The organism is Hominifimenecus sp. rT4P-3 (assembly GCF_051055405.1).
In the GTDB taxonomy this organism is placed as follows: domain Bacteria; phylum Bacillota; class Clostridia; order Lachnospirales; family Lachnospiraceae; genus Pseudolachnospira.
Genome location: NZ_CP167068.1, coordinates 2,912,498 through 2,936,813, shown reverse-complemented (window position 1 = coordinate 2,936,813; position 24,316 = coordinate 2,912,498). Strand labels below are relative to the sequence as shown.

Below are 24,316 nucleotides of genomic sequence, written 5' to 3'. Positions count from 1 at the left end.
CAATTAAACACAGTAATTATACTGAATTTGTAAGGAAATTGCAAGTGCAGAAGGCCTGACCGACAAGTGGGGAGGAACAGCGTTTCTGGACTGGGAGCGGTATGCGGGCCGCAAAATGGGAGGTAATGATGAAGAAGAGTATTGGATTTTTGGGTTGTGGAAAGATCGGAAGGAGTATGTTGGACTATGTACGGGAAAAGCCGGAGCTGGAGGTTTCTTTTGTCCAGGATCCCTTTTTTCCGTTGGAGGGAGCAGAATTTCCCGTCTGCAAGGAGGCAAAAGAGGAGCTGCTCCAGAAAACGGACTTGGTGGTTGAATGCGCTATGGCGGATGTGTTAAAGGCGCAGGCTCCTCGGATTTTGCCGTATGCGGATTTGTTGGCTTTTTCCGTGACAGCATTTCAGGACGAGGAGTTTTACCGACAAATAAAAGAGATTTGCCGTCGGGCTGGAACCCACGTATACTTTCCCCATGGAGCCATTCTAGGGATGGATGGAATCTTTGATGGGCGTAGTCTATTGACTAGAGTAGAAATTGAAACGATAAAGAATCCCCAAAGCCTGGGGCGTGACGATACGGAACGGACCATCGTTTATGAGGGACCTGCCCGCCAGGTTTGTAAACTTTATCCGCGCAATGTGAATGTCCATGCGTCGGTGGCTCTGGCGGGGATTGGTTTTGATCGTACCATTTCTCGAATCATCTCAGATCCGGCGGTCGCCACCAACGCCCATCGCATCCATGTGGAGGGAGACGGGGTGGAATTTGAAATACAGGTCTCCAGCCGGTCAGATGGAAGCGTCACCGGCGCCTATACCCCGGTTTCCGCGCTGGGAAGTTTGAAACGGGTGTTGGAGGCGGATGAAATTTTTTCTTTTGTCTGATTATCCGCTGTCGTATCATGCAAAAGAACCTGCCGTAAGGCAGGTTCTTTTGTGAGAAAGGAGAGGGTGATAAGGCCTTGTGGATGAAGCAAGAGCCTTATCGGAAAAACTATGAATAACAACTAATTCGTTGTTGAGTATAGTATAACCCGAAATCGTGACCAATATGTGTCCTCCTGCTTAAGGATTTTGGAAAATTAAAAAGAAAAAAGAAAGAAAATCTAAACAGGGAAGAAGATAGAGAGAAAAACTTTTCATGCAAAAAGACCTGCTTCGCAGCAGGTCTTTTTGTGAGAAAGGAGAGGGTGATAAGGCTTTGTGGATGAGACAAGAGCCTTATCGGAAAAACTATGAATAACAACTAACTGTTGTTATATACATAGTATAGGGGGGAATCTTTACCAAATTATGTCTAGTTACTTAAGGATTCCTAAAAGTTGTAAAATAAATATAAATAAAATTCCAAAATAAATATAAACTTGGAGGTTTAACGCAAAAACATCGTAAATACAAGGAAAAACGACAAAAAGACTGATGAGAACGTGGAGAAAAATTTTCTGGGTAAAAGATATCTTTTATAGATTTGGTAACATTTTGGCCGTACATATCTTTATCCGCGGAAGGTAGACAGAAGGAAACGAATCTGATAGAATAGGATTAGGAAAAGCGAGAGGGGAGGGAGCTGAGTGGCAACAAATTTTCCCTGCAAAAATTGCGGCGCTCCTATGGTTTATGATGTAAACGCCGGTCAGATGATTTGCGACCATTGTGGAAATCATTGTTCGGTAGAGGAGATGGATACCGGGCAAGGGAGGGAAGCAGGCGAATATAAAGTATACCGGTGCAGCAGCTGCGGCGCGGAGATCGTTGCAGATGAACAGACGTCGGCGACAGTGTGCGGATTTTGCGGAACGCCAAACCTGGTGGAGGACCGGCTTTTAGGTGAGTGGAAGCCATCCTTGGTGCTTCCTTTTGAAATTGACAAAAGCAAGGCGCAGGAGTTATTCCGAGCCTGGGTGAAAAAAGGTATTTTTACCCCCAGGGCTTTGAAAAAGCGAAGTGCATTGGAGAAGGTGAGCGGGATCTACGTGCCTTTTTGGATTTATGATATGGATGTGAATATCCAAATGCGAGCCCGTGCAACCAATGTGCGCTCTGTAAAGACAGGCGACTGGATTACAACCTACACCGATCACTATGATATCTTCCGAAATTTGGACATGAGTTTTAATCGAATTCCCGTGGATGCTTCGGAAAAGATGGACGATGATACGATGGACCGCCTGGAACCTTTTCGGTATGAGGAGATGAGAGAATTCCGGATGCCGTATTTGGCAGGTTTTTGTTCCGAGAGATACGATTATGACGAAAAGGAGATGGCGGCAAGAGCGGAAGATAAGATTCGGAAGAATGCGATCCAAGAGGCGCGGTCGACCATTGGAGGCTATTCTCATGTGGATGTGCTCGATTCTCGGTTTTGGTGTCAGATGAATCGGGAGGAGTACGCTTTGCTGCCCGTATGGCTTTTGACTTATCGATATCGGGGAAAAGCGCATACGTTAGCTATGAATGGGCAGACGGGTAAGATCGTCGGCACGATTCCCCAGGACAAGAGACGGCTGGGAGTCTGGTTCGGCGGAATGACCGCCGCGATTTTCGTTATGTACTTATCGCAGCTTTTGTAGGGAGGGAGCATATGAAAAAAAGAACGACAGTATTATTTTTGCTTCTATGCCTGCTCTTTTGCTGCGGTTTTGATTCGGCCCAGCAGAAAGTATATGACGATGCCGGCCTTTTGACGGAGGAAGAACGGGACGAGCTGCAGAAAGAGGCGGTGAAATTGGCGCCTAAAATCCGGATGGATGTGATTCTTGTTACCACGGCGGATACTCAGGGCATGAGCGCTTCCGATTACAATGAATATTTTTACAATACGCATTCCTTTGGTTACGAGGAGCCAGAGGGAAGCGGCGTTCAATTTTTGATCGATATGGAACACCGGGAGTTCTTTGTGCTGACGGCGGGAATTGCCGATCGCCAGTATTCCGATTCAGAGATAGAGAAGATTTATGATCAGATCACGCCTTCGATGAAAGACGGCGATTATGCGGAAGCTTGCCGGAAATTCCTGGAAGGGGCAAGCCAGTATGCCGATCACAGGATCACCCCAGATGCGGAAGGGATTGGGAGAGCGTTTATCAGCAGCGCCGTTGTGTCTGCCGTTATTGTCCTGATTATGGCAAAGGTAAGTAAAAGGAAGATGGGAAACACGGCGAAGAGAAGCTATCGGGGAACGTCCCTTTATATGCGTGAACAGAAAGATGAGTTTACTCATACGACGGTGGTGAGAAAGCCGGTTCCGAAGACGAGCGGAACTTCCGGCGGCCGTTCCGGTGGCGGAGGAGGCCATTCTAGTGGAGGAGGCCGTTCCGGAGGGGGCGGCGGACATTCCCGCGGAGGCGGACGCAGTTTCTAAAAAGATTACCTTCAAAAAATGCATTTGAGATAAATTAGAAAAAAGGAGACGAAGACAATGGCACAAAATCCAGTAGTAACGATTACAATGGAGGACGGTTCCGTCATGAAAGCGGAGCTGTATCCGGAAATCGCCCCTAATACGGTAAACAATTTCCTTAGTTTGGTTAAAAAGGGCTTTTACGATGGGCTGATCTTTCACCGTGTGATTCCGGGCTTTATGATTCAGGGCGGCGACCCGCAGGGCACCGGGATGGGAGGCCCTGGCTATTCGATCAAAGGCGAGTTTTCTCAGAATGGTTTTACCAACCAGCTAAAGCATACCAAGGGCGTACTGTCCATGGCCCGGTCCATGCACCCGGACTCCGCAGGTTCTCAGTTCTTTATCATGCATGAGGAATCCCCCCATCTGGACGGCGCTTACGCTGCCTTTGGAAAGGTGACGGAAGGTCTGGAAGTGATTGACGCTATCGCCTCCGTACCGACCAATTATATGGATCGTCCGCTGCAGACCCAGAGAATTCAGAGCATGACGGCGGAGACCTTTGGAGTAGAATATCCGGAACCGGAGAAGCGTTAAGTATAGGCCTGTGAGATGGCGAAACGGTATAAGAGCATACTCGGTCCTGACCGCGTGTGCTCTTGTCAAGTGCGCCCAGCGGCGCACGTTTCTAACGGGTTAAAGTCCCGAATCCGCCCGGTAGTGGGAAGGATATAGCCGAAGGCAAGGGTGTCCATCGTGAGGTGGAATCTGAAGGAAGCCGGATGTGGGGAACCTACTAACCCGCGGGCAAATCTCTGGTCTGACGAACAGAAATCACATATGAGGTTATGCATGAGGGTAAGGCTGCTTACCAAGTCGAAGCCCAATAACTACACGGAATCATGCATGATAAATGAGGCAGATGGATGGAGAGGAGGAAACGTGTGGTACCTGGGGAGGTCTGTGCGGTATGCCTTGAAAGAGGTAACCATTGCTTAAGGCAATGCTGAACGCACAGAAGTCAGCAGAGGTCATAGTAGTGAAGTTTTTTTTTCATGAAGGACCGAATCAGTGGGAGTCTTGAGTATGACCGGGAAAGGAGGAATGACTGTATATGACAGAAAACTTGGAAAACAATGGCTGTCCGCAAAGAGACAGTGCGGAACACGAAGGGTATGCGGAAGCGTCAAGGTCATTCAATCGGATATGGAAAGAAAGAGACAGTGCACAGCCAAAGCTCTTGGAAGCGATACTACATAAGGATAACGTCAACAGAGCGTATAAGAGAGTGAAGGCAAACAAGGGGGCGCCAGGAATCGATGGGATGACTGTCGAGGAAGCGCTTCCGTACCTAAAGGAACATCAACAGGAGCTGACCGACCGGATTTACAGGGGGAAGTACACTCCGTCTCCAGTGAGACGTGTTGAGATTCCGAAACCGGAAGGTGGTGTGCGAAAGCTTGGCATACCAACCGTGATAGACCGAACACTCCAACAGGCAATAATGCAACAGTTAGTGCCAATCTATGAGCCATTGTTTGCGGACGGCAGTTTCGGGTACCGCCCGAACAGAAGCGCAAAAGAAGCGATACTAAAAGTGAAAGAGTATGCAGAGCAGGGCTGTACATTTGCGGTAGTCCTGGACTTATCGAAATACTTCGACACAATCAACCACGAAATACTTATCAATCTTTTGCGGAAGAATGTAAAGGACGAGCGTGTAATACAGCTGATTAAACGCTACCTGAAAAGTGGAATAATGGAGAACGGAGTGGTCATCGACACAGAGGAAGGCTCGCCACAGGGAGGAAATTTATCTCCGTTACTAGCGAATATCTACCTCAACGAGTTCGACCAGGAGTTCTTAAATAGAGGTGTTCCGTGCGTTCGATATGCAGATGACATTGTGCTTCTCGCAAAGAGCAAACGGGCATCAGAAAGACTTTTGGAAAGCAGTACAAAGTACCTTGAGGAAAAGCTGAAATTAACAGTCAACCGGGAGAAAAGTCGCACTGTGAGCGTGTTTGCAATCCGAAATTTTAAGTTTCTTGGTTTTGCATTGGGAAGGAACGGGAGCGGCATTTATGTCCGGGTTCATGCAAAGTCATGGAAGAAGTTTAAGACGAAGCTGAAAGATTTATCTTCCCGTAAATCGGTACAGTCCATTAAGCCAAGCCTTGAGAAAATCAAGGTATTTGCGAGGGGATGGCTAAACTATTACGGAATAGCGAGCATGAAGAACAACATAGATGACATTAACGGATGGCTCTATCACAGAATACGTATGTGTATATGGAAACAATGGAAGAAACCAAAGACAAAAGTGCGAAACCTAATCAAGATGGGGTTGGAGAAGGATTTGGCATGGCAGGCGGGAAACAGTCGCCGAGGCTATTGGTTCACCACACATACAGTTGCCATAAATATGGCAATGACAAAAGAAAGACTGATAAACAGTGGCTTTTATGATTTAGCCACCGCCTATCAGTCAGTGCACGTCAACTATTGAAAGCGCCGGATACGAGAACCGTATGTCCGGTGCTGTGAGAGGACGGCGGCTAGTCACCGCCTCCTACTCGATTGGAAGGTATGATTAAGAGTGAAACAGACTTCCGATCCAATCCAGAAAGGCAGATCGGACTTCCACCTGACCATCGAGCAGCTGGCAGTCTTCTTCCGTCAGCACATGCTCTAATTTTTCACGGGATTCCTTCGGGACTTCGGCAGTGACAGCATCGGTAAAGCAGAGGGCTGGGTATAAAACGCACCACCAGTTGCTCCCCTCGGCTTTGCCGATTTCTACTTTGACCGCCCGGTAAGTGCCCCGCGGAAAGGTCATATCGCCGTAGGTTTTTTCCGGAAAGTAGAAATCTCCTACCGACAGGCTGACCGGATAGGAAAACCCGGCTTCCTGTATGGCGGTCTGGGCGGCTTCGATGAGCTCTTGTTGGTGAGAAACCGCGTAAGTTTCCGCTTCCTCGGAGCTTGCGGCGGCATTTAGGCCGCGGCTCATCTCGTCTAAGAGACGGTCTCTGACCAAGAGTTTGAGCGCTTGGTCTTCTTCGGAATCGCTGTTTGCCAGGACGCGGAACCGAAGCACTTCTGCAGCCACCGGAGCCACAAGCCGGTCCTGCCGAAGTCCTTCCAGACAGCCCAGGGCCAGGAGACTATTGACAAGTATTACCAAAATAACAAGATGCAGATCTCTTTTCATTGGGTATCCCTTCTATGTATCGATTTTCTAGGCCGCAATTTTGCCGGCATCCAGAGTATTTCCCATTTGTGGTTGAATTATTCCTGTTTCTGGAGTAAACTAAAAAGAAAAAACAAAGGAACTTTGACATGTCTAAAATAAATATCGCCGTTTTGTTTGGCGGCCAATCATCGGAGCATGAAATTTCCTGCCTGTCTGTCGTAACCGTAGCAGGCCATATTGACCCGGAAAAATATCAGGTGTTCCTGGTAGGCATTACAAAAGAGGGGCGTTGGCTGAAAGTGGATTCCCTCGCGGACATTCAGTCGGGAGCTTGGAGAGAGAGTAGGATTCATGCCATTTTGTCTCCGGATGCTGCGATGCGGGGGATTTTATTTCTGGACGGCGCCAATACGACGTTTCAAAAGATCGATGTGGTATTTCCAGTGCTTCATGGCCTTTACGGAGAGGACGGAACGGTGCAGGGATTGCTGGAATTGAGCCAGATTCCCTATGTAGGGTGCGGTGTACTGGCATCCGCAGTCTCCATGGATAAATTTTATACGAAAATTATTGTAAATAGCCTTGGGATTCGTCAGGCAGAATATGTGCCGGTGCTGCGCCGGGAGCTTTCGGATATGAGCGCGGTGGTGGAGCGGGTAGAACAGCGTTTTTCCTACCCTGTTTTTGTAAAACCTTCCAACGCGGGTTCCTCCAAAGGCGTTTCTAAAGCGGTAGACCGGGAGAGCCTTCAGGAAGCGTTGCAGATAGCTGCCGCTGAAGATGCCAAGATTTTGGTGGAAGAGATGATTGTTGGCCGGGAACTGGAATGCGCAGTTTTTGGCGGTAAAGAGACAAAAGCCTCCGGGATTGGAGAAATTTTGGCTGCCGCGGAGTTTTATGATTACGATGCGAAGTATCATAGCGCCGAATCTCGTACGGTTGTAGATCCGGAACTTCCGGAAGGAGTAGCAGAGGAAATTCGTCAGGATGCCGCCCGGATCTTTGAGGCAGTGGACGGTTTAGGTCTGTCCCGCGTGGATTTCTTTTTGGAGAAGGGAACCAATGAAGTGGTATTTAACGAGATCAACACCATGCCGGGCTTTACGTCGATCAGTATGTACCCGATGCTTTGGGGGGCGAGAGGTTTGGCTGTGCCGGAACTGGTGGAAGAGCTGATTCAGACAGCGTTCCTGCGGAGGAGTTGACCATGGGGAATCATGCGCCCATCGGGGTTTTTGATTCCGGTATCGGCGGTCTGACCGTGGCCAGAGAGATCATGCGCCAGATTCCGGAAGAGCGGCTGGTCTATTTTGGAGATACGGCTCGCGTGCCTTACGGCAGCAAATCACAGAATACCATTATTCATTTTGTCCGTCAGATTGTCCGTTTTTTGGAAACAAAAGAAGTAAAAGCCATCGTGGTAGCCTGCAATACGGCCAGCGCCTATGCCCTGGAAACCATTGAGAAAGAGATCGATGTGCCGGTGATCGGCGTGGTAAAGCCTGGCGCAAAAACCGCGGCGAAAGCCAGCAAAAATGGACGGATTGGCGTGATTGCCACGGACGCTACGATCAATAGCGGCCTGTATACGAAGTTTATTCAGAGCATCAATCCAAATCTTCAAGTGTTTGGCAAAGCATGTCCGCTATTTGTTCCCTTGGTGGAAGAGGGATTGACCCACGATTTTGTGACGGAAGAGATTGCAAAGCGATATTTAAAGGAATTGAAGGAAAAGGAGATTGACACGCTCATTTTGGGGTGTACCCACTATCCGCTCTTGCGCTCCCTGATCGGCGGAGTGATGGGGGATGCGGTTCAGTTGGTGAATCCAGCTTATGAGACCGCTTTGGGCTTGCGCCGTCTCTTGACGGAGAAGCGGTTATTATCGGAAGACGCGGCCTGCGCAGAGGGGAAATATGAGTTTTTTGTCAGCGACGGCGCGGAAAAGTTCCGGGTTTTTGCCAATTCTATTCTGCCTTATGAGATTCAAACCACACAGATCGTAGATATTGAAAAATACTAAAAAGGAAAATACCATGGACAGAGAGGTTTTAGTGACAGTAAGCGGTTTGCTTTCCCTGGGGGATGTGGAAGCCGAACGTCAGGATATAGAGGTGATTGCACCAGGCCAATATTATTGGAAAAACGGAAAGCATTATGTCACATACGACGAGATGGCGGAAAACTTTTCGGAACCGGTACACAATCTGCTAAAGATTTCGCCGGAGACTGTCAGTATCCGAAAGAAGGGGCTGATTGAGACGGAGCTGACCTTTACCAAGGGAAAGGAAAACGTGTCCCACTATTCTACGCCCTTTGGCAACCTGGTTTTAGGAATTCGGGCCAGAGAGTTGGAAGTAAAGGAAGAAAACGACGGTATTCAGGTAAATGTAGAGTATGCCCTGGAGATTAATTACGAACATATCTCGGACTGTTTTATCAAGATCCGAGTGCAGGATAAAGAAGCGAAAGACTTCTCTTTATTGTCTTGACGAAAACGGAGGGAGGAACCGGCTGGGCCGGAAATCGACGCGGGGGGTTATGATTTTGAGAAGGAAATACAGAAGCATCATTGGACTTTTGATGATGGCGGTGCTTTTGGCCGCAAATCCATGGCCGGCGTTTGCCGCTGGCGGGCGAACCGATTTGCAGCAGACGGATGCCCGCAGTATGGAAGGATGGCCGGCGGGACCATCTATCACCGGCGAGAGCGCCTATTTGGTGGAGGTCAATTCCGGTGCCGTGCTCTATGGAAAAAATGAAAATGAGACCAGGTATCCGGCCAGTATTACCAAGGTGATGACGGCTTTGGTTGTTCTGGAGCATTGCCAGCTGGACGAACAAGTGACCTTTTCCCATCAGGCAGTGACGGATATTGAGTCAGGAGGAAACTTTGGCGGCATGGCTCTGGAAGGGGAGACTCTGACAGTAGAGCAATGTCTGTATCTGTTGATGCTGAATTCTGTAAATGAAAGCGGTTACGCGCTGGCGGAGCATGTGGCGGGATCTTTACCTGCCTTTGCGGATCTGATGAATCAGAAGGCTGCTTCCCTGGGCTGTACCAATACGCATTTTGCAAATCCCCATGGTTTAAACGATTCCAACCATACGACGACCGCCCATGATATGGCTCTGATTTTTTGGGCCGCGCTTCAAAATGAGACGTTTTATCAGATTGACTCCACGACTTCCTATGTGATTCCGGCCACGGAGAAAAATCCCAAGGGTTTTACCTGTACGATGCACCATAAAATGATGCTTTCTTCCAGCGAACATTATGATGAGCGGGTAAAAGCAGGAAAGACCGGATACACCTCCATCGCGAAAAATACGTTGGTGACTTACGCGGAGAAGGACGGTATGGAATTGGTCTGCGTCGTGATGAAGGACGCGGGCGGCGGCGTGGTATATCAGGATACGAAAAGTATTTTAGATTATGGGTTTAACAATTTCCGCATGGTGGATATGGGGGCGACCAGCCGGAATTTCTGCGCGGGACTTGGGGCTGGTTATCCGATGCCATTGGCTCTTTCTGGCGAGGGAAAGCTGACGATTCCCAATGGCATCGAGAGCTTGACTCTGGAATTTACCGGCCGGGAAGACGGCGACCCGGAAGGGACCGTAGGGGATCTGCTTTACCGGAGCGGCACTGCCACGTTGGGACGGCAGCCCATCGTCATTCGGGGGACATCCGGAGATGTGCAGGCGAATCAACCGGTGACGGCGGAAGTGAAGGAATCGGGAAGGCCCTTTTGGTTTTGGATTTTAGCGGCGCTGGGGGTTCTGGTCGGTCTTCTGGTGATTGCTTGGGTAGTGATTCAGATTATTAAAAACCACAGGAGAAGAAAACGGCGGAAACTTCGTCAGCAAAGAAGACGGCAAGAGGCCGCGCGTCAGCGGAGACGGTAGGGACTTGCAAGACAAGGCCTACGAAAAGGAATAAAGAATCATCAGAGAACAAAGCATTTCTCTCTATGAAATTTTCACTAGAATAAAGAAGGACTTATGGCAAGGCAAAGCCATAAGTCCTTTTTTGAAATAAAATTTTTGCATAGGATAAAGGTACCTTCAGTTGGCAGGAGACCGTGTTTGTCCTTGCCAGTGGAAGATATTACAGGCACTTACTCCATCCGCAGTTTTTGCAGATAGTACAGCCGCCTTCCATCACCAGATTTTCTCCGCATTCCGGGCAGCGCATCTTGTCGCGGGCGCTTTGGACAGCCTGTGGCTTCGGCCGTTTTTTCGGCGGCTCAGTGGACTTTTTCGCGGCAATTTCCTGCTGAACTTCGTTGTACATGTCGAGGAGCGCGTTTCCAACGGCCATAGGACAGCAGCTTCCCTTGCTGGTATCCTTGTGTAGCGCGCGGCGTACCGTATAGGAGGGACAGGAACCAGTGGAATTCAGTTGATCGATGATGGTGTAAATATCGATGCCTCCTCGTGCGCTGATGGAAATCATCCGCGAGAGACCGATCATGAAATTGTTGCAGCCGCCGGTGGAGCCTTTGCTCAGGTATGTTTCTAAAAGCGCTCCGGTATTGGGGTCAAAGAGAGCGATACAGTGAAGACTGCCGCAGCCAGTGATCAGCTTTCTCTTTTTGCCCAGGACATCGTCGGTAACCAGCACAATCTCCCCGCGCTTTAACCCGTCTCCGGCCACAGCCGGTCCAGGCGTTTCTTCCGTGGTCAGTACTCCAGTCCGTTTGCAGCCGTCCCGATAAATCGTGATGCCTTTCAGTTTTTTCTCAAAGGCATAGCGGTAAAGATTTTCGGTTTCCTCTACGGTAAAGTGATTCGGGACGTTCACCGTAGAGCTGATCGATGCGTCGATGTGCCGCTGCCATACGGACTGCATATCGATTCGGCTATGATAATCTAACATCATGGCCGTGACAAAGAATTCCGGAAGATCCCGATCATCGGCAATTTGGAAGGCCTTCATGTAGGTCTCTACAATTTTGGTGTACACCTTATAGTAAACGTCGGTTCCATGGAGAGACTCGGTCTTTCTCTCATAATAGTTGGCAAAGATCGGCTCAATGCCACCGGAGATGCCGAGCATGGTGGACAGGGTCCCTGTGGGAGCGATGGTCAAAAGCTGCGAGTTGCGCAGACCGTATTTTTTCACTAGTTCTACCGTGGCTTCCGAAGTATTTGCCTGGAAAAAGGGCGTAGAGATAATATTTTCCAGCTGATACTTGGGGAATGGACCAAACTCCTTGGCGAGGAGAGCGGAAGCCGCGATGGCAGTGTCAGCCATATGAAACCCGATTTGATCACAAAGCTCCAGAGATTCTTTGCTTCCATAGGTGATTCCAAGTTTAATCAGCATATCGGCCAGACCCATGATTCCAAGACCGATCTGCCGCCAGTTACGAACGCTTTCCTGCTGTTCTGACAGGGGATGCAGAGGCAGCCCTTCTTCCAAAACTTCGTTCATCGCGCGGACGGAGATGGCGACGGCTTCCTTGAATCCTTCAAAGTCAAAGGACGCGTTGGGCGAAAAAGGTTCTTTGACAAATTCGGATAAGTTTAAGCTTCCCAAAAGGCAGCTGCCTCCGGCGGGCAGAGGTTCCTCGGCGCAGGGGTTCACTCCGGCAAAGGAAAATTCCTCGGTATTGCTGAGCAGGCTCCAATTTTTGATCTGATCCCAGAAAAGAGCGCCGGGCTCCGCATAGTCCCAGTTGACCTCTGCAATATGGCGGAACAATTCCTGGGCGTTTACTTCCCGTTCCATGACCTCGCCGGTAGCTTCCCTGGTATAGTGAAGGCGATAGGTCGAATTGTTTTTGACCGCTTCCATAAAGGCATTGTCAATGCGAACGGAAATGTTTGCCTTCGTCACCTTTTCCAGGTCGGTTTTCAGATCGATGAATTCTTCTACATCCGGGTGGGAGCAGTCGATAGAGATCATCAGAGCGCCCCGGCGGCCGTTTTGACCGATCAACTCAGTGACCAGCGCGTAAAGCGTCATGAAAGAGACAGCTCCGCTGGTCTCCTTGGCGGCATTGTTGATTTTGGCGCCGCGGGGAGCCAATTTGGAAATATCGACGCCGCAGCCGCCGCCGTAGCTATAGGTACGGGCTAATTTTTTCGCACAGTCAAAGATACTTTCGATGTTGTCCTCCGGGGGAGTGACGACATAGCAATTGGAAAAGGTAACCTTTCGGCTTTGATGTTCCAATCCACGATTGGAAAGAATTCGTCCGCCAAACAGGAATTTTTTCTGGCGGATCAGTTCTGCCGCTTCCGGATTGCCTGCTGTGATACGCGTGGTCCAATCGTCAAAGGTTTCTTCCTGATCTTTATATTTGTTGTTCCAAATATCGATTCCAAGCGGATTTTCTTTTCCAAGCCATTCTTCTAACGTCATGGTGTTGTTCTCTCCTTAACTTTCCATATGTTGTAGACGAATGATATAATAGCACAACATATAGAATATGACAAGCCCCTTTATCTAATTTTTATTTTGACTGGATGTTGCTGGAAAAAGGCACTGTACAAAAATATGTCGGTACATTTTGTATTTGCAGGAGCGTTAGTACTTCTTCGATTCCGGAAATTTGTATTACGAGCAAAAATAAGACTGTTTGAGCGCAGCGAGTTTCTTATTTTTGCGAATGTTTTTTACAAATTATCGGAATCCTAGAAGTACTTGCTCCGAAACCCTACAAAATGTACCGACATATTTTTTATACAGCAGCCCTTCTCCAGCGGCACTCAGTCAAAATAAAAATCATTCCCTAAGGCTTTATCCGACCGTAAACCGTTCCGTTTTCCAAGCCGCCTCGATACTGAGCCAGTTCGCTGACAGTAACCAGCTGATACCCGTCCTCGATAAGCCGGGGAATGATTTGCTCTGCCGCTGCCGCCGATGCTTTGTAAAGATCGTGCATGAGTATAATATCGCCATCTTTTACATCTTTAAACACCGCTTTTACGGTGGAACTGGCGTTTTGGGTTTTCCAGTCCAATGTGTCGATGGACCATAAAATCAAGGGGAAATCGACAGCTTTTTTCACTTTATCGTTGTAGCCTCCGCCGGGCGGGCGCATCAGCGTTGGATTGACGCCGAGGATGTCATAAATCGCGCGGTTGGTCTTTTCCATCTGGGAAGAGATGCCGTCCCGATCCAGCTTGGTCAGAATCTTATGGCTGTAAGAATGATTTCCGATTTCATTTCCCATCTCATAGGTCCGTTTTAGAATATCGGCGTACTCATCGACACGTTCGCCAACCACGAAAAAGGTAGCTCTGGCATCATATTCCTCCAGACAGTCTAAAATCCGTTCCGTATACTGAGAAGGTCCGTCGTCAAAGGTTAAAGCAACCATCGGTTTATCCGGGTCAATGGTTCGTGCCTGATTCCCATAGGTTTCACAAAGTTCCGTTACTTGACGGAATAGAGAGTCTATCTGGCTGGAAAAATCCGTTAGAAAATCGTTTCCTCTTGCCGTCTTAGCTCCGGCGGTGAGAGCCAGGCAGAAAACACAGAAAATTGCGGTCAGGCGCGCTGCTTTTTTCATTCGTACTCCTTTCTTTTACGGTTCGTATCTTTTATCGATCGTTTTCTTCTCGTTGCTGTACGGCGTAGTACTTCATCAAGGTTTCCTTTGTGTTGTATTCAGGATGTTCCAAAACCAGCATGAGAAGACGGTTTAAGACTTCTCCCATCTGAGGTCCTGGTTTCATCCCTGCCGCGATCAAATCCCGTCCGTGAACGGCCAGGCGTTTTAAGTCCGTACAGTCGTTATCTCTTATAATCTCCGCGTACAATTCTTCCAAGCGGTCAATTTTAGGCAGGAGACGTTCTTTGGCGTAATCGCTTTTCGCCATGGTATCAGCCCGCACTAGTTTCAGCAAAAGAGGAAATAAATCATTTCCCACTTTATAGATCGCGCGCCGTAGGTTATGCTTGGTCAAGTCAAAAGAGTAATCATGATACTTGGTCAGCAAGAAGACGGCGTCGATGGTATCGTTGTCAAAACGAAGCTCCCGGAGAAAGTCTTTGGAAAAGATAGCGCTTGCCATGCCGTGACCATAAAAATGGTCGATGCCGGCGCTGTCCGTAGAATGGGTCGCGGTTTTGCCGGTATCGTGGAGCAGAGCGCACCAACGAAGGAGTGGGTCAGGCTCAACATACGTTAACATCTTGAGCGTGTGTTCTCCAACGGTATAACAATGGTAAGGGTTATGTTGGGGAAGAGCCATCATCTCGTCAAAACGGGGAAAGAGGATGCTGGTAATCCCCGTTTCATAGAGTAAACGGAATTGTTCCGGGTGATCTGATTTTAGGAGTTTATGGAGTTCCACTTGAATTCGTTCTTTGCTGACGAGCTTTAAGCGTTCGGCAAAAGCGGAGATGGCTCCAAGGGTTTTCTTTTCAATGGTAAAGCCAAGCTGAGCGGCAAAGCGGATGGCCCGGAGAATCCGGAGAGCGTCTTCCTGAAAGCGTTCTTCCGGGGTTCCAACGGCTCGAATGATCCCCTCTGCAAGATCGGCGTTTCCTCCAAATAAGTCAACCAACCCTTGATCTGGGTGATAGGCCATCGCATTGATGGTAAAATCCCGACGTTTCAAGTCTTCTTCCAAGTTAGGCGTAAAAACAACCTCTTTGGGGTGGCGTCCGTCTTCATACTCTCCATCGATACGGTATGTGGTGACCTCAAATCCATCTTTCCCAAACATGACGGTAACGGTGCCATGCTGGATTCCCGTATCAATGGTTCGGCGGAACAGCTTTTTCACCTGGTCTGGGCGGGCGGAGGTGGTGATATCCCAATCTTCTGGGACGCGGCCCAGCAGGGTGTCACGAACACAGCCGCCCACAGCATATGCTTCGTGGCCGGCCTTGGTCAAAATGCGAAGGATTTCAGAAACGTGTTCCGGAAGGGATAAAACCATGGAAATCTCCTTTACGTATGACAAGATTCATCGTTCCTATTTTATCATATCCAAACCAGATTGCAAGTCCGCACAAATTTCTGAAAAGGTTTTTGTGGCGTTTGTCAATGGATTTTTGCCTTTCAATCGGGTATGCTAAAACGCAAAAGGAGGATATGGCATGGCAAATGTATCGCTCAGGCATGTTTATAAAAAATACGAAAATGGTTTTGAGGCAGTAAAGGATTTTAATCTGGAAATCGAGGACAAGGAATTTGTGATCTTTGTCGGTCCGTCGGGCTGTGGAAAATCGACCACGCTGCGGATGATCGCCGGCCTGGAAGAGATCACCTCCGGCGAGCTTTTCATCGACGGGAAACGAATGAATGACGTGGAACCAAAGGACCGGGATATCGCGATGGTTTTCCAGAGTTATGCCTTGTATCCTCATATGACTGTATTTGACAATATGGCCTTTGGCCTGAAGCTTCGAAAAGTACCGAAGGAGGAGATTCGGCGCAAAGTGCGCCATGCGGCCCAAATCTTAGATATCGAGCATCTTTTGGACCGAAAACCGAAGGCTCTTTCCGGTGGGCAGCGGCAGCGTGTGGCCATGGGACGGGCGATCGTCCGAAATCCGAAGGTGTTTTTGATGGACGAACCGCTCTCCAACCTGGACGCCAAGCTGCGTGTGCAGATGCGGATTGAGATTTCAAAACTGCACCAAGAGCTGGGAAGCACGATGATCTATGTGACCCATGATCAGACGGAAGCGATGACGCTTGGGACCAGGATTGTGGTCATGAAGGACGGCGTCGTTCAGCAGGTGGATACGCCTTCCAATCTGTACGATCATCCGGTAAATAAGTTTGTAGCGGAATTTATCGGTTCTCCCCAGATGAATATGATCGATGTGGCCATTCAAAAGGAAGGGGAGCATGTAACGGCATGCTTTGGCGGCCATCGGCTGGTGGTTCCGGAAGGCTGGGCCGAAGCTTTGGTACGCGGCGGATATATCGACAAAGAGATGGTCCTGGGGATTCGCCCGGAGGACCTGCACGAGGAGGACAGCTGGCGGCAAAGTCATCCGGAATGGGTGATTCCGGCGAAAATTCGTGTGTATGAACTGTTGGGGGCCGAAGTTTATCTGTATTTTGACGAGGGCGGCGCCAGCTTTACAGCCAGAGTAAGGCCAAACACCGAAGCTCGAACAGGAACCAACATGCAGTTTGTCCTGGACATGGAACGTGCCCATTTTTTTGACAAGGAGTCGGAAGCGGCAATTCGGAAAGAGTGTAGACATACCTAACCGGCTGTTGTATAATAAAAGGAAGATGGCAGCAAAGCTGCCCCGCCGCAGGCGGAGAATTTCGCAAAGCGAAACTTTTTCTTGTGACAAGAGCAAACACGGCCAGAACGAAGCAAAGGATTGATTTTTTGATGAAAAAAGGAGATTTGTCGACGGAGCATAGCAGGCTTCTCGCGTTGCTGGAAGAATATAAACAGGAAAGCGGACAGGATGTTTTTCTACAAGGGGAAGACGGCCGCGTGATTGCCGCTACCTGTGAACCGGCGGCGTTTTTGCTGCGCGCTGCTTTAGCCGGTCGGATTTCATCAAAAGAGCTAGGACGCAAGGCGGAAGAACTGGGGGAAACAGCCATGGAAAACCGCTGCCTGTTTCTTTTGAAAATGGAAGAGCAGGAGCGATCTGGGGTAAAAGATGTGATATCCGGTTTGGTGGAAGCGAGTGGGAACGGATGCGCAGTGGAAATAAATCCGGGACTTCTGGCGGCTCTTTTGCAGATGGAAAGCCAGCATCCGGAAGAGCAGAAGGAGATGGCGGAAAGCCTTCTTGCTATGATGGAGGGGGAGGCTGGCGTTACGGTTCGAGTGGCTTATGGGAGATGCTTTACCGGCTGGGAACAGCTGCCGGAGGCTTACCGGGAGGCGGAGTTTGCTTTGGAGGCAGGCCGTATCTTTTACCGGGAGCGGCAGATTCTGGCATATTCGGAACTTTTATTGGCTGGTTTTGTGATGCAGCTTCCCTCCGATCTTTGCCAGAAGTATTTGAGACGGCTGCCGCAAGGCTTTTTGGGAGAACGCCTGGATGAAGAATTGGCGAAAACCGCCGCGGCCCTGCTGGAAAATCGTTTAAATGGTGCGGAGACGGCCCGCAGGCTTTACATTCATCGGAATACGTTGACCTACCGACTGGATAAGATCAAGAAGATCACAGGTTTAGACTTGAGGCGGTTTGAAGATGCTGCCGCCTACTACTTGGCGATGATGATTGCTGGAAAGGAGAACCAACGATGAGCCAGCGTTTACAGCGCGGAGCAGGAATTCTGCTCCCTATTTTTTCTTTACCGTCCCCCTATGGGATCGGAACGTTAGGAAAAGAGGCAAGAGAATTTGCAGTGTCTCTAAAAAAGGCGGGACAGAAATACTGGCAGGTGCTTCCGACCGGCCCCACTGGCTACGGAGACAGCCCCTATCAGTCTTTTTCCGCGTTCGCGGGAAATCCCTATTTGATTGATCTTCCGGAGTTGATCAAGGAAGGACTTCTTCGGGAGGAAGAGGCGGCTTCCAAGTCCTGGGGAGAACGGCTGGAGGCCGTGGATTATGGCCGGATGTATCAGAACCGGCGGGATGTTTTATACTTGGCATTTACCCGCTTTTTCCCGAAAGGAGAACAGGCTGTTTCCTACGAGCGGTTTCAGTTTGAAAATCGAGACTGGCTTCCGGATTATTGCTTATTTGCGGCTCTAAAACACGCGCTGAAAGGAGCCCCTCTTGGCGAATGGCCGGAAGATCTGCGGCTGCGCAGGCCTGAGGCATTACAGGAAGCAAAGAGGCGGCTTCAATCGGAAATTTGCTTCCAGGAATTTTGTCAGTTTCAATTTTTCCGACAGTGGGAAGCGTTTCGAAAGGTGGTTCGGGAACAGGGAATTGATCTGATCGGCGATTTGCCGATCTATGCTTCCATGGATAGCGCAGATGTTTGGGCTCACCCGGAGCTCTTTCAACTGGACGAAAGGAGGAGGCCGGTGGCTGTCGCCGGAGTTCCGCCGGATGCTTTTACCGAATTAGGTCAGCTTTGGGGAAATCCTTTATACGACTGGGAACAGATGGAACGAGATCATTTTACCTGGTGGCGCAGCCGGATGCAAAGTTGTGCCCGCCTTTTTGATGCGGTTCGTCTCGATCATTTTATTGGAATCGTCCGTTATTATGGGGTTCCCGCTGGGGCGGAAGATGCGAGAGGGGGAGATTACTTTCCTGGGCCGGGCAGGAAACTTCTGGAGGCGATATCAGAGGAGGCGGGAGAAACCAAGATCATTGCCGAGGATCTGGGCGTGTTTTTGCCGGAAGTGAAAGCGCTTCTTTCCGAAATGGGATATCCCAATATGAAGGTGCTGGAATTTGGATTTGACGGCGGCCCGGACAATGAACATGCGCCCCACAATTATTCCCGTAACTGCGTTGTCTATGGAGGGACCCATGACAATGAGACCATGGCGGGCTATCTGGATGGCAGATCGGATCGGGAGCTATCCTATGCCTACGATTATTTTGGAGTATCCGACCGAAAAGCTTTGCAAAAAGCTATGATTCGGGCGGCTTACGCCAGCGTGGCGGATGTGGCGATTTTTCAGATGCAGGACATTTTGGGGCTGGGAAATAAAGCGCGGATGAATTTTCCGGGTCACATGGGCGGTAATTGGCAGTGGCGTCTGCTGCCGGGCCAGGTAACGGAAGCGGTATGGGAAGAGCTTCGGAATTTTGCCTGGCTCTATGGAAGATAAAAGGACGTAGATCAAAGGGAAGCTGCACATAAAAGCTCTTTTTCGCTCATACAATGAAATGGCAAGTTCGAGGGCCGGGGGAGGATTAACATATGAGCGAACGAGAAATGGAATTATGGGAACAATATCCTTTTGAGATAGGGAAAGTTAGCCGGGTTCGCGGGGCCTTTCTTTGTGAGACGAAGGAAGGCCTCCGCTATCTGAGAGAGACAGGGAGTACGGAAAAGCGCCTCCGCTTTGAAAATGAAATTTTAAAAAAGTTGACGGATTCCACGGGAATTCCGGTGGACAGCTATGTGGAAAATAAAGAAGGAAATTTGATTACGGAAAGCAGCGACAAGCGGACGTTTGCGGTAAAACGCTGGCCCCTTGGCAGAGAGTGCGATATGGCGTCCTCCGAAGAGATTTTAAAAGGGGCGGAAGTGCTGGCGAAACTCCATACTGGGTTGATTCAGATCTCTGCCGAAACCGACAGGGAAACAGAAAACGTGGAGGATTGGCGGGAGGAATTGGCGCGTCATACGAAAGAGCTTTTGCGAACCAGAAATTATATTCGAAAAAAGCGGCACAAATCGGATTTGGAACTTCAGATTTTAAGCGGATTTGAGGGGTATTATGAGCAGGCGCGGGAGGCGTCCGCTCTTGCAGAGGCGGAACCGATGGCGGAAACCTATCTCTGCCATGGAGATTATACCCATCATCATCTTTTGGTGCATGGCAATCAAATGGCAGTGGTTGATTTTTCTCATATGGGTTGGGGCGTGCCGGTTGGCGATTTGTATCTGTTTCTTCGGAAGGTGATGGAAAAGCATAACTGGAACCAGAAACTGGGAGAATCTTTAATTGTAAGATACCAGAAAGTACGCCCTCTTTCCGACGGGGAACGGCGGTATTTGGAGATTCGTTTGCGGTATCCGGAAAAATTTTGGAAACAGGTCAATTACTATTACAACCGAAAGAAAAGCTGGGTTCCCCTGAGAAATCTGGAAAAGCTACAGCTTTTGGAACAGCAAAAGGAACAGCAGCAGAAGTTTTTAGGGGAAATGAAGGCAAAAGGAATTCTTTGATTCTATGAGGCGGGAGTCCGAAATCGGTTCCCGCCTCATCGTTTGCGCAGCGTGCAGAAAAACGATGGGATAGGTTCTTCGTTTCCCCGGTTGCAAGCCCCCTAAAAGTATGATAGACTATGACGAAAGGAAAAGGAGGACAATGCGATGGGATATCAGGAAGCCTATCAGGAGTGGTTGAGTAATTCCTACTTTGATGAAGAAACGAAGCGGGAGCTTCGAGAAATAAAAGACGATGAGACTGAGATAAAAGAGCGGTTTTACGCGGATTTGGAGTTTGGCACGGGAGGCCTTCGAGGAATCATCGGCGCCGGCACCAATCGGATGAATCGCTACACCGTGCGGAAGGCAACCCAGGGATTAGCGAATTTTATTTTGAAGCAAGGAACCGAAGCGAAAGGTGTGGCAATCGCCCATGATTCCCGCCGGATGTCCACTGAATTTGCCGAGGAAGCGGCGCTTTGCCTCTGTGCCAATGGAATCAAGGCTTATGTATTTGACGATTTGCGTCCAACGCCGGAGTTGTCTTTTGCAGTGAGAAAACTCGGCTGCACGGCCGGCATTGTCATCACCGCCAGCCATAATCCGCCGGAATATAACGGCTACAAGGTTTACTGGGCGGACGGCGCTCAGATCACTCCGCCCTATGACACAGGGATTTTGGCGGAAGTGAAGGCAGTGACAGACTTTGCCGCTGTGAAAAGTATGGACCGGGTATCTGCAGAGAAAGCAGGCCTTTTTGTGACCATTGGAAAAGAACTGGACGATGCCTATATGGCGGAATTGAAGAAACAAATCAAACGCCAGGATTGTATCGACGCGGTAGGAAAGGACTTGAAAATCGTTTACACGCCTCTTCATGGAACCGGAAACGTACCGGCTCGCCGGATTTTAGCGGAGGTTGGATTTCCTCATGTGACGGTCGTTCCGGAGCAGGAGCTTCCCAATGGAGATTTTCCGACGGTCAGCTATCCGAATCCGGAAGCAGCGGAGGCCTTTACTCTGGCACTGGCGCTGGCGAAAGAGCAGGGGGCGGATCTGGTTCTGGCGACGGACCCAGATGCGGATCGTCTGGGCGTATACGTGAAAGATGCAAAAGGAGAGTACCGGTGTCTGACAGGGAATATGTCCGGCTGCCTGTTGGCTGATTATGAGATTGGACAGTGGAAAGAGCAGAAAGGGCTTCCCTCGGACGGAACTTTGGTAAAAACCATTGTAACTACGAATATGGCGGATGCCATCGCAAAGAAGTATGGCGTGCGTGAGATCGAAGTTCTCACAGGTTTTAAGTATATTGGCGAACAGATCAAACGTTTTGAAGAGTCAGGCGAAGGGACGTATCTGTTTGGCTTTGAGGAAAGTTATGGTTGTCTGATCGGCACTTACGCAAGAGATAAGGATGCGATTGTAGCGACTATGGCGCTCTGTGAGGCGGCCGCCTATTACCGCACGAAAAATATGACTCTTTGGGATGCCATGGTGGAGCTTTATGAGGAGCTTGGGTACTATAAGGACGGCATTTTCTCCTTAACGATGAAAGGACTGGACGGCAAGGAGAAAATTCAGAAGATCATGGATACGCTGAGAAAGAATCCGCCGGAGAGTATCGGATCTTACCGTGTGGAGGCGTATCGGGATTACCTGACGGACCGGAACTGTGATAACCGGACAGGGGAACAAAAAACGACTGGCCTGCCTAAGTCCAACGTTCTTTATTATGAGTTAAATGAAGATAGCTGGTGCTGTGTGCGTCCGTCCGGAACCGAACCAAAAATCAAGATTTATTACGGCGTGAAGGGACGCTCCATGGAAGATGCGGATGCGAAAATGGCGGCGATTGAGAAAGCGCTTCAGGAGTTGGTGGAGAAGGCTGGATGAATACGATATTATTTGACCTGGATGGGACGCTGCTCCCCATGGATCAAGATGAGTTTGTGCGTTTATATATGGAAACTTTGGCCCGCCGGTTTGTTCCTCTTGGCTATGAACCGGCAGGCTTTTGCCGCGCCTTGACGGAATCCATTTTTGACGTGATCAAAAATCAATCGGAGAATACCAATGAAGAGGTGTTCTGGGAGACGTTTGCCCGGAGGGTAGATACGGATATTCGGAGCAAAGAGCCGGTATTCTGGGATTTTTATGAAAAGGAGCATCCTGGCCTTCGCCGTGTGGTCAAGGAAAGTCAAAATTCCAGGCAAGCGGTTGATCTACTGAAAAAGAAGGGATATGAAGTCGTACTGGCCACCAATCCGGTGTTTCCACAGATGGCAACCTGGCAGCGGATTGGCTGGGCAGGCGTGAAGCCGGAGGATTTTTCTTATATTACCACCTTCGAAAACAGCCGCCGCTGTAAACCAAGTCCGGAATATTTCAAAGAGCTTTTGGACAAGCTTGGGAAACAGCCGGAGGATTGTATGATGGTGGGAAATGATGTGGATGACGATATGCTTTCCACAGATGTTTTGGGAATGAAGAATTATTTGATTACGGATTTTTTGATTAACCGGAACAATCAGGATTTGTCCAGATGGGAGCATGGAAGTTTTGAGGACTTCCTGCTCTATGCAAAAGGATTGCCGGAGGTAACAATGAAATGATCTTACTGCTGGCAAAGAGGCTGATTCGAGACTGGGAGAACGTTCAAGCTCCTGCGGTGCGCCGGGCTTACGGCATTTTATGCGGGGCGGTTGGAATTGGGCTGAATTTGTGCTTGTTTTTGGGGAAATTATTGGCCGGTTTTTTGAGCGGATCGATTGCTATCATGGCGGACGCTATGAATAACCTGTCGGACGCCGGTTCCTCGGTGATCACACTGATTGGATTTCAGATGGCTGGGCAGAAGCCAGACCCGGAACACCCTTTTGGCCACGGGCGTTTGGAATATCTATCTGGATTGATCGTCTCCCTGGCGATTATCCTGATGGGAGTGGAGCTTGGGAAAAGTTCGATCGACAAGATTTTTCATCCGGAGCCAGTGGAATTTCGGCTGATTGCGGTAGGAATATTGGCGGTATCCATTGCTGTGAAGGTCTATATGGCCTCCTATAACCGTGCCATTGGAAAAAAGATTGGTTCGGCGGCTATGAGAGCGACAGCCGCGGACAGTTTAAGCGACTGTATTTCAACGGCGGTGGTATTGGCCGCCATGCTGATTGGTCATTGGACTGACTTAAAGATCGACGGTTGGTGTGGTGCGTTGGTGGCAGTCTTTATTCTACGAACGGGAATCCAGGCGGCGAAGGAGACCATCGACCCACTTTTGGGGCAGCCGCCGACGCCGGAATTTGTCCAGTCGGTTTACGATTTGGTGATGTCCTATGAAGAGATTATCGGGATTCATGATTTGGTTGTTCACGACTACGGGCCAGGACGGCGGATGATTTCTCTGCACGCAGAGGTGCCCGCATCTGCCGGTATGATAGAAATTCATGATGTGATTGATCGAATGGAACGAAGGCTTGGAAACGAGCTGGACTGCGAAGCGGTGATTCATATGGACCCGGTAGATGTAAATGACGAGCGAACCATGGCCATGAAACAGGTTGTAGCTGATCTGGTGGAAGGAATTGAGTTTGGCATGACCATTCATGATTTTCGTATGGTTAGCGGTCCGACTCATACCAATTTGATTTTTGACGCCATGATGCCCGCGGAATCCAAGTGGACGGAAAAAACGCTGAAGGAAGAGATTGTACGCCGGGTGGAGGCTTTACCAGGAAATTATTTTGCCGTGGTCCACATCGATCATACCTACGCATCGCCCCAGGGACATTCATAACTTCTACCAATATGGGAGGAAAAATATGCTGCTTGCTTCGTTGAACATGACACAATGGATATGTATCGTGCTATTGGCATTGATTGCCGTGCTTTTGCTGATATCTCCCAAAACCATCTGGAAGGCCATCTATGGAAAAGGCGGCGGCGTAGAGCCGGACGGCGTGACGTTCCGCGTATTGAGGGCTTTGGGGGTGTTGATTTTAATCGGCATTGGATATGTGTGCTGGCGGATGCTGTAAAGG

The 24,316-nt window shown here is 49.3% G+C and carries 21 protein-coding genes; 17 read left to right on the top strand and 4 right to left on the bottom strand.

What is annotated here, in order from left to right; all coding sequences use genetic code 11:
• The first annotated feature begins 128 nt into the window (after window positions 1-128).
• The 5 genes from ACCC71_RS13450 (at window position 129) to ltrA (ending at window position 5,851) form a co-directional block, all read left to right on the top strand.
• Entirely contained in the window at window positions 129-884 is a 756-nt protein-coding gene (locus ACCC71_RS13450; protein ID WP_434310133.1) for an aspartate dehydrogenase domain-containing protein, read from the top strand.
• A gap of 686 nt (window positions 885-1,570) precedes the next feature.
• Window positions 1,571-2,569: a TFIIB-type zinc finger domain-containing protein gene (locus tag ACCC71_RS13445; RefSeq protein WP_434310132.1), complete on the top strand. Its 999-nt coding sequence runs from the start codon at window positions 1,571-1,573 to the stop codon at window positions 2,567-2,569.
• A gap of 11 nt (window positions 2,570-2,580) precedes the next feature.
• The gene (locus ACCC71_RS13440) at window positions 2,581-3,360 is read left to right on the top strand and encodes a TPM domain-containing protein (protein WP_434310131.1); all 780 of its coding nucleotides are present in this window, start codon (window positions 2,581-2,583) and stop codon (window positions 3,358-3,360) included.
• Window positions 3,361-3,417: 57 nt separating this feature from the next.
• Window positions 3,418-3,939, top strand: coding sequence for a peptidylprolyl isomerase (locus ACCC71_RS13435; RefSeq protein ID WP_434310130.1), 522 nt, complete (start codon window positions 3,418-3,420; stop codon window positions 3,937-3,939).
• A 517-nt stretch (window positions 3,940-4,456) separates the two neighbouring features.
• Window positions 4,457-5,851, top strand: a complete 1,395-nt coding sequence (gene ltrA / locus ACCC71_RS13430; protein WP_434309915.1) for a group II intron reverse transcriptase/maturase — start codon at window positions 4,457-4,459, stop codon at window positions 5,849-5,851.
• 84 nt (window positions 5,852-5,935) lie between these two features.
• Here ltrA and spoIIR read toward each other — a convergent pair whose 3' ends face one another.
• Entirely contained in the window at window positions 5,936-6,556 is a 621-nt protein-coding gene (gene spoIIR / locus ACCC71_RS13425) for a stage II sporulation protein R (RefSeq protein WP_434310129.1), read from the bottom strand.
• 128 nt (window positions 6,557-6,684) lie between these two features.
• On the opposite strand from spoIIR, the gene ACCC71_RS13420 reads away from it, so the two are divergent.
• Genes ACCC71_RS13420 through ACCC71_RS13405 form a run of 4 tightly spaced genes read left to right on the top strand, consistent with a single transcriptional unit; the run spans window position 6,685 to window position 10,447 of the window.
• Entirely contained in the window at window positions 6,685-7,743 is a 1,059-nt protein-coding gene (locus ACCC71_RS13420; protein ID WP_434310128.1) for a D-alanine--D-alanine ligase family protein, read from the top strand.
• 2 nt (window positions 7,744-7,745) lie between these two features.
• Window positions 7,746-8,561: a glutamate racemase gene (gene murI / locus ACCC71_RS13415; RefSeq protein ID WP_434310127.1), complete on the top strand. Its 816-nt coding sequence runs from the start codon at window positions 7,746-7,748 to the stop codon at window positions 8,559-8,561.
• Between the two features lie 13 nt (window positions 8,562-8,574).
• Entirely contained in the window at window positions 8,575-9,030 is a 456-nt protein-coding gene (locus ACCC71_RS13410; RefSeq protein WP_434310126.1) for a DUF1934 domain-containing protein, read from the top strand.
• A 55-nt stretch (window positions 9,031-9,085) separates the two neighbouring features.
• Complete coding sequence (locus ACCC71_RS13405; protein WP_434310125.1) at window positions 9,086-10,447, top strand: D-alanyl-D-alanine carboxypeptidase family protein; 1,362 nt, start codon at window positions 9,086-9,088, stop codon at window positions 10,445-10,447.
• A gap of 202 nt (window positions 10,448-10,649) precedes the next feature.
• Here ACCC71_RS13405 and ACCC71_RS13400 read toward each other — a convergent pair whose 3' ends face one another.
• The 3 genes from ACCC71_RS13400 to ACCC71_RS13390 form a co-directional block, all read right to left on the bottom strand.
• Window positions 10,650-12,911, bottom strand: a complete 2,262-nt coding sequence (locus tag ACCC71_RS13400; RefSeq protein ID WP_434310124.1) for an adenosylcobalamin-dependent ribonucleoside-diphosphate reductase — start codon at window positions 12,909-12,911, stop codon at window positions 10,650-10,652.
• Window positions 12,912-13,281: 370 nt separating this feature from the next.
• Window positions 13,282-14,064 (bottom strand): polysaccharide deacetylase family protein, encoded by a 783-nt coding sequence (locus ACCC71_RS13395; RefSeq protein ID WP_434310123.1) that lies wholly within the window; start codon window positions 14,062-14,064, stop codon window positions 13,282-13,284.
• A 31-nt stretch (window positions 14,065-14,095) separates the two neighbouring features.
• Window positions 14,096-15,442, bottom strand: a complete 1,347-nt coding sequence (locus ACCC71_RS13390; protein ID WP_434310122.1) for an HD domain-containing protein — start codon at window positions 15,440-15,442, stop codon at window positions 14,096-14,098.
• Between the two features lie 160 nt (window positions 15,443-15,602).
• Here ACCC71_RS13390 and ACCC71_RS13385 point away from each other — a divergent pair, with 160 nt between their 5' ends.
• From ACCC71_RS13385 to ACCC71_RS13350, 8 genes are all read left to right on the top strand, one after another.
• Window positions 15,603-16,730 carry an ABC transporter ATP-binding protein gene (locus ACCC71_RS13385; protein ID WP_434310121.1) on the top strand — a complete coding sequence of 376 codons (1,128 nt, stop codon included), beginning with the start codon at window positions 15,603-15,605 and terminating at the stop codon, window positions 16,728-16,730.
• Between the two features lie 131 nt (window positions 16,731-16,861).
• Window positions 16,862-17,737 (top strand): PucR family transcriptional regulator, encoded by an 876-nt coding sequence (locus tag ACCC71_RS13380; protein WP_434310120.1) that lies wholly within the window; start codon window positions 16,862-16,864, stop codon window positions 17,735-17,737.
• Window positions 17,734-19,227 (top strand): 4-alpha-glucanotransferase, encoded by a 1,494-nt coding sequence (gene malQ / locus ACCC71_RS13375; RefSeq protein WP_434310119.1) that lies wholly within the window; start codon window positions 17,734-17,736, stop codon window positions 19,225-19,227. The genes ACCC71_RS13380 and malQ overlap by 4 nt, the downstream gene beginning before the upstream one ends.
• 92 nt (window positions 19,228-19,319) lie before the next feature.
• Window positions 19,320-20,294, top strand: coding sequence for a phosphotransferase (locus ACCC71_RS13370; RefSeq protein ID WP_434310118.1), 975 nt, complete (start codon window positions 19,320-19,322; stop codon window positions 20,292-20,294).
• Window positions 20,295-20,441: 147 nt separating this feature from the next.
• A complete protein-coding gene (locus ACCC71_RS13365; protein ID WP_434310117.1) occupies window positions 20,442-22,172 on the top strand; it encodes a phospho-sugar mutase in 1,731 nt (576 codons plus the stop codon).
• Entirely contained in the window at window positions 22,169-22,891 is a 723-nt protein-coding gene (locus ACCC71_RS13360) for an HAD family hydrolase (protein ID WP_434310116.1), read from the top strand. Before ACCC71_RS13365 ends, ACCC71_RS13360 begins: the two co-directional genes overlap by 4 nt.
• Window positions 22,888-24,072, top strand: coding sequence for a cation diffusion facilitator family transporter (locus ACCC71_RS13355; protein WP_434310115.1), 1,185 nt, complete (start codon window positions 22,888-22,890; stop codon window positions 24,070-24,072). Before ACCC71_RS13360 ends, ACCC71_RS13355 begins: the two co-directional genes overlap by 4 nt.
• A gap of 25 nt (window positions 24,073-24,097) precedes the next feature.
• A complete protein-coding gene (locus ACCC71_RS13350; RefSeq protein WP_434310114.1) occupies window positions 24,098-24,313 on the top strand; it encodes a hypothetical protein in 216 nt (71 codons plus the stop codon).
• Window positions 24,314-24,316 lie beyond the last annotated feature (3 nt).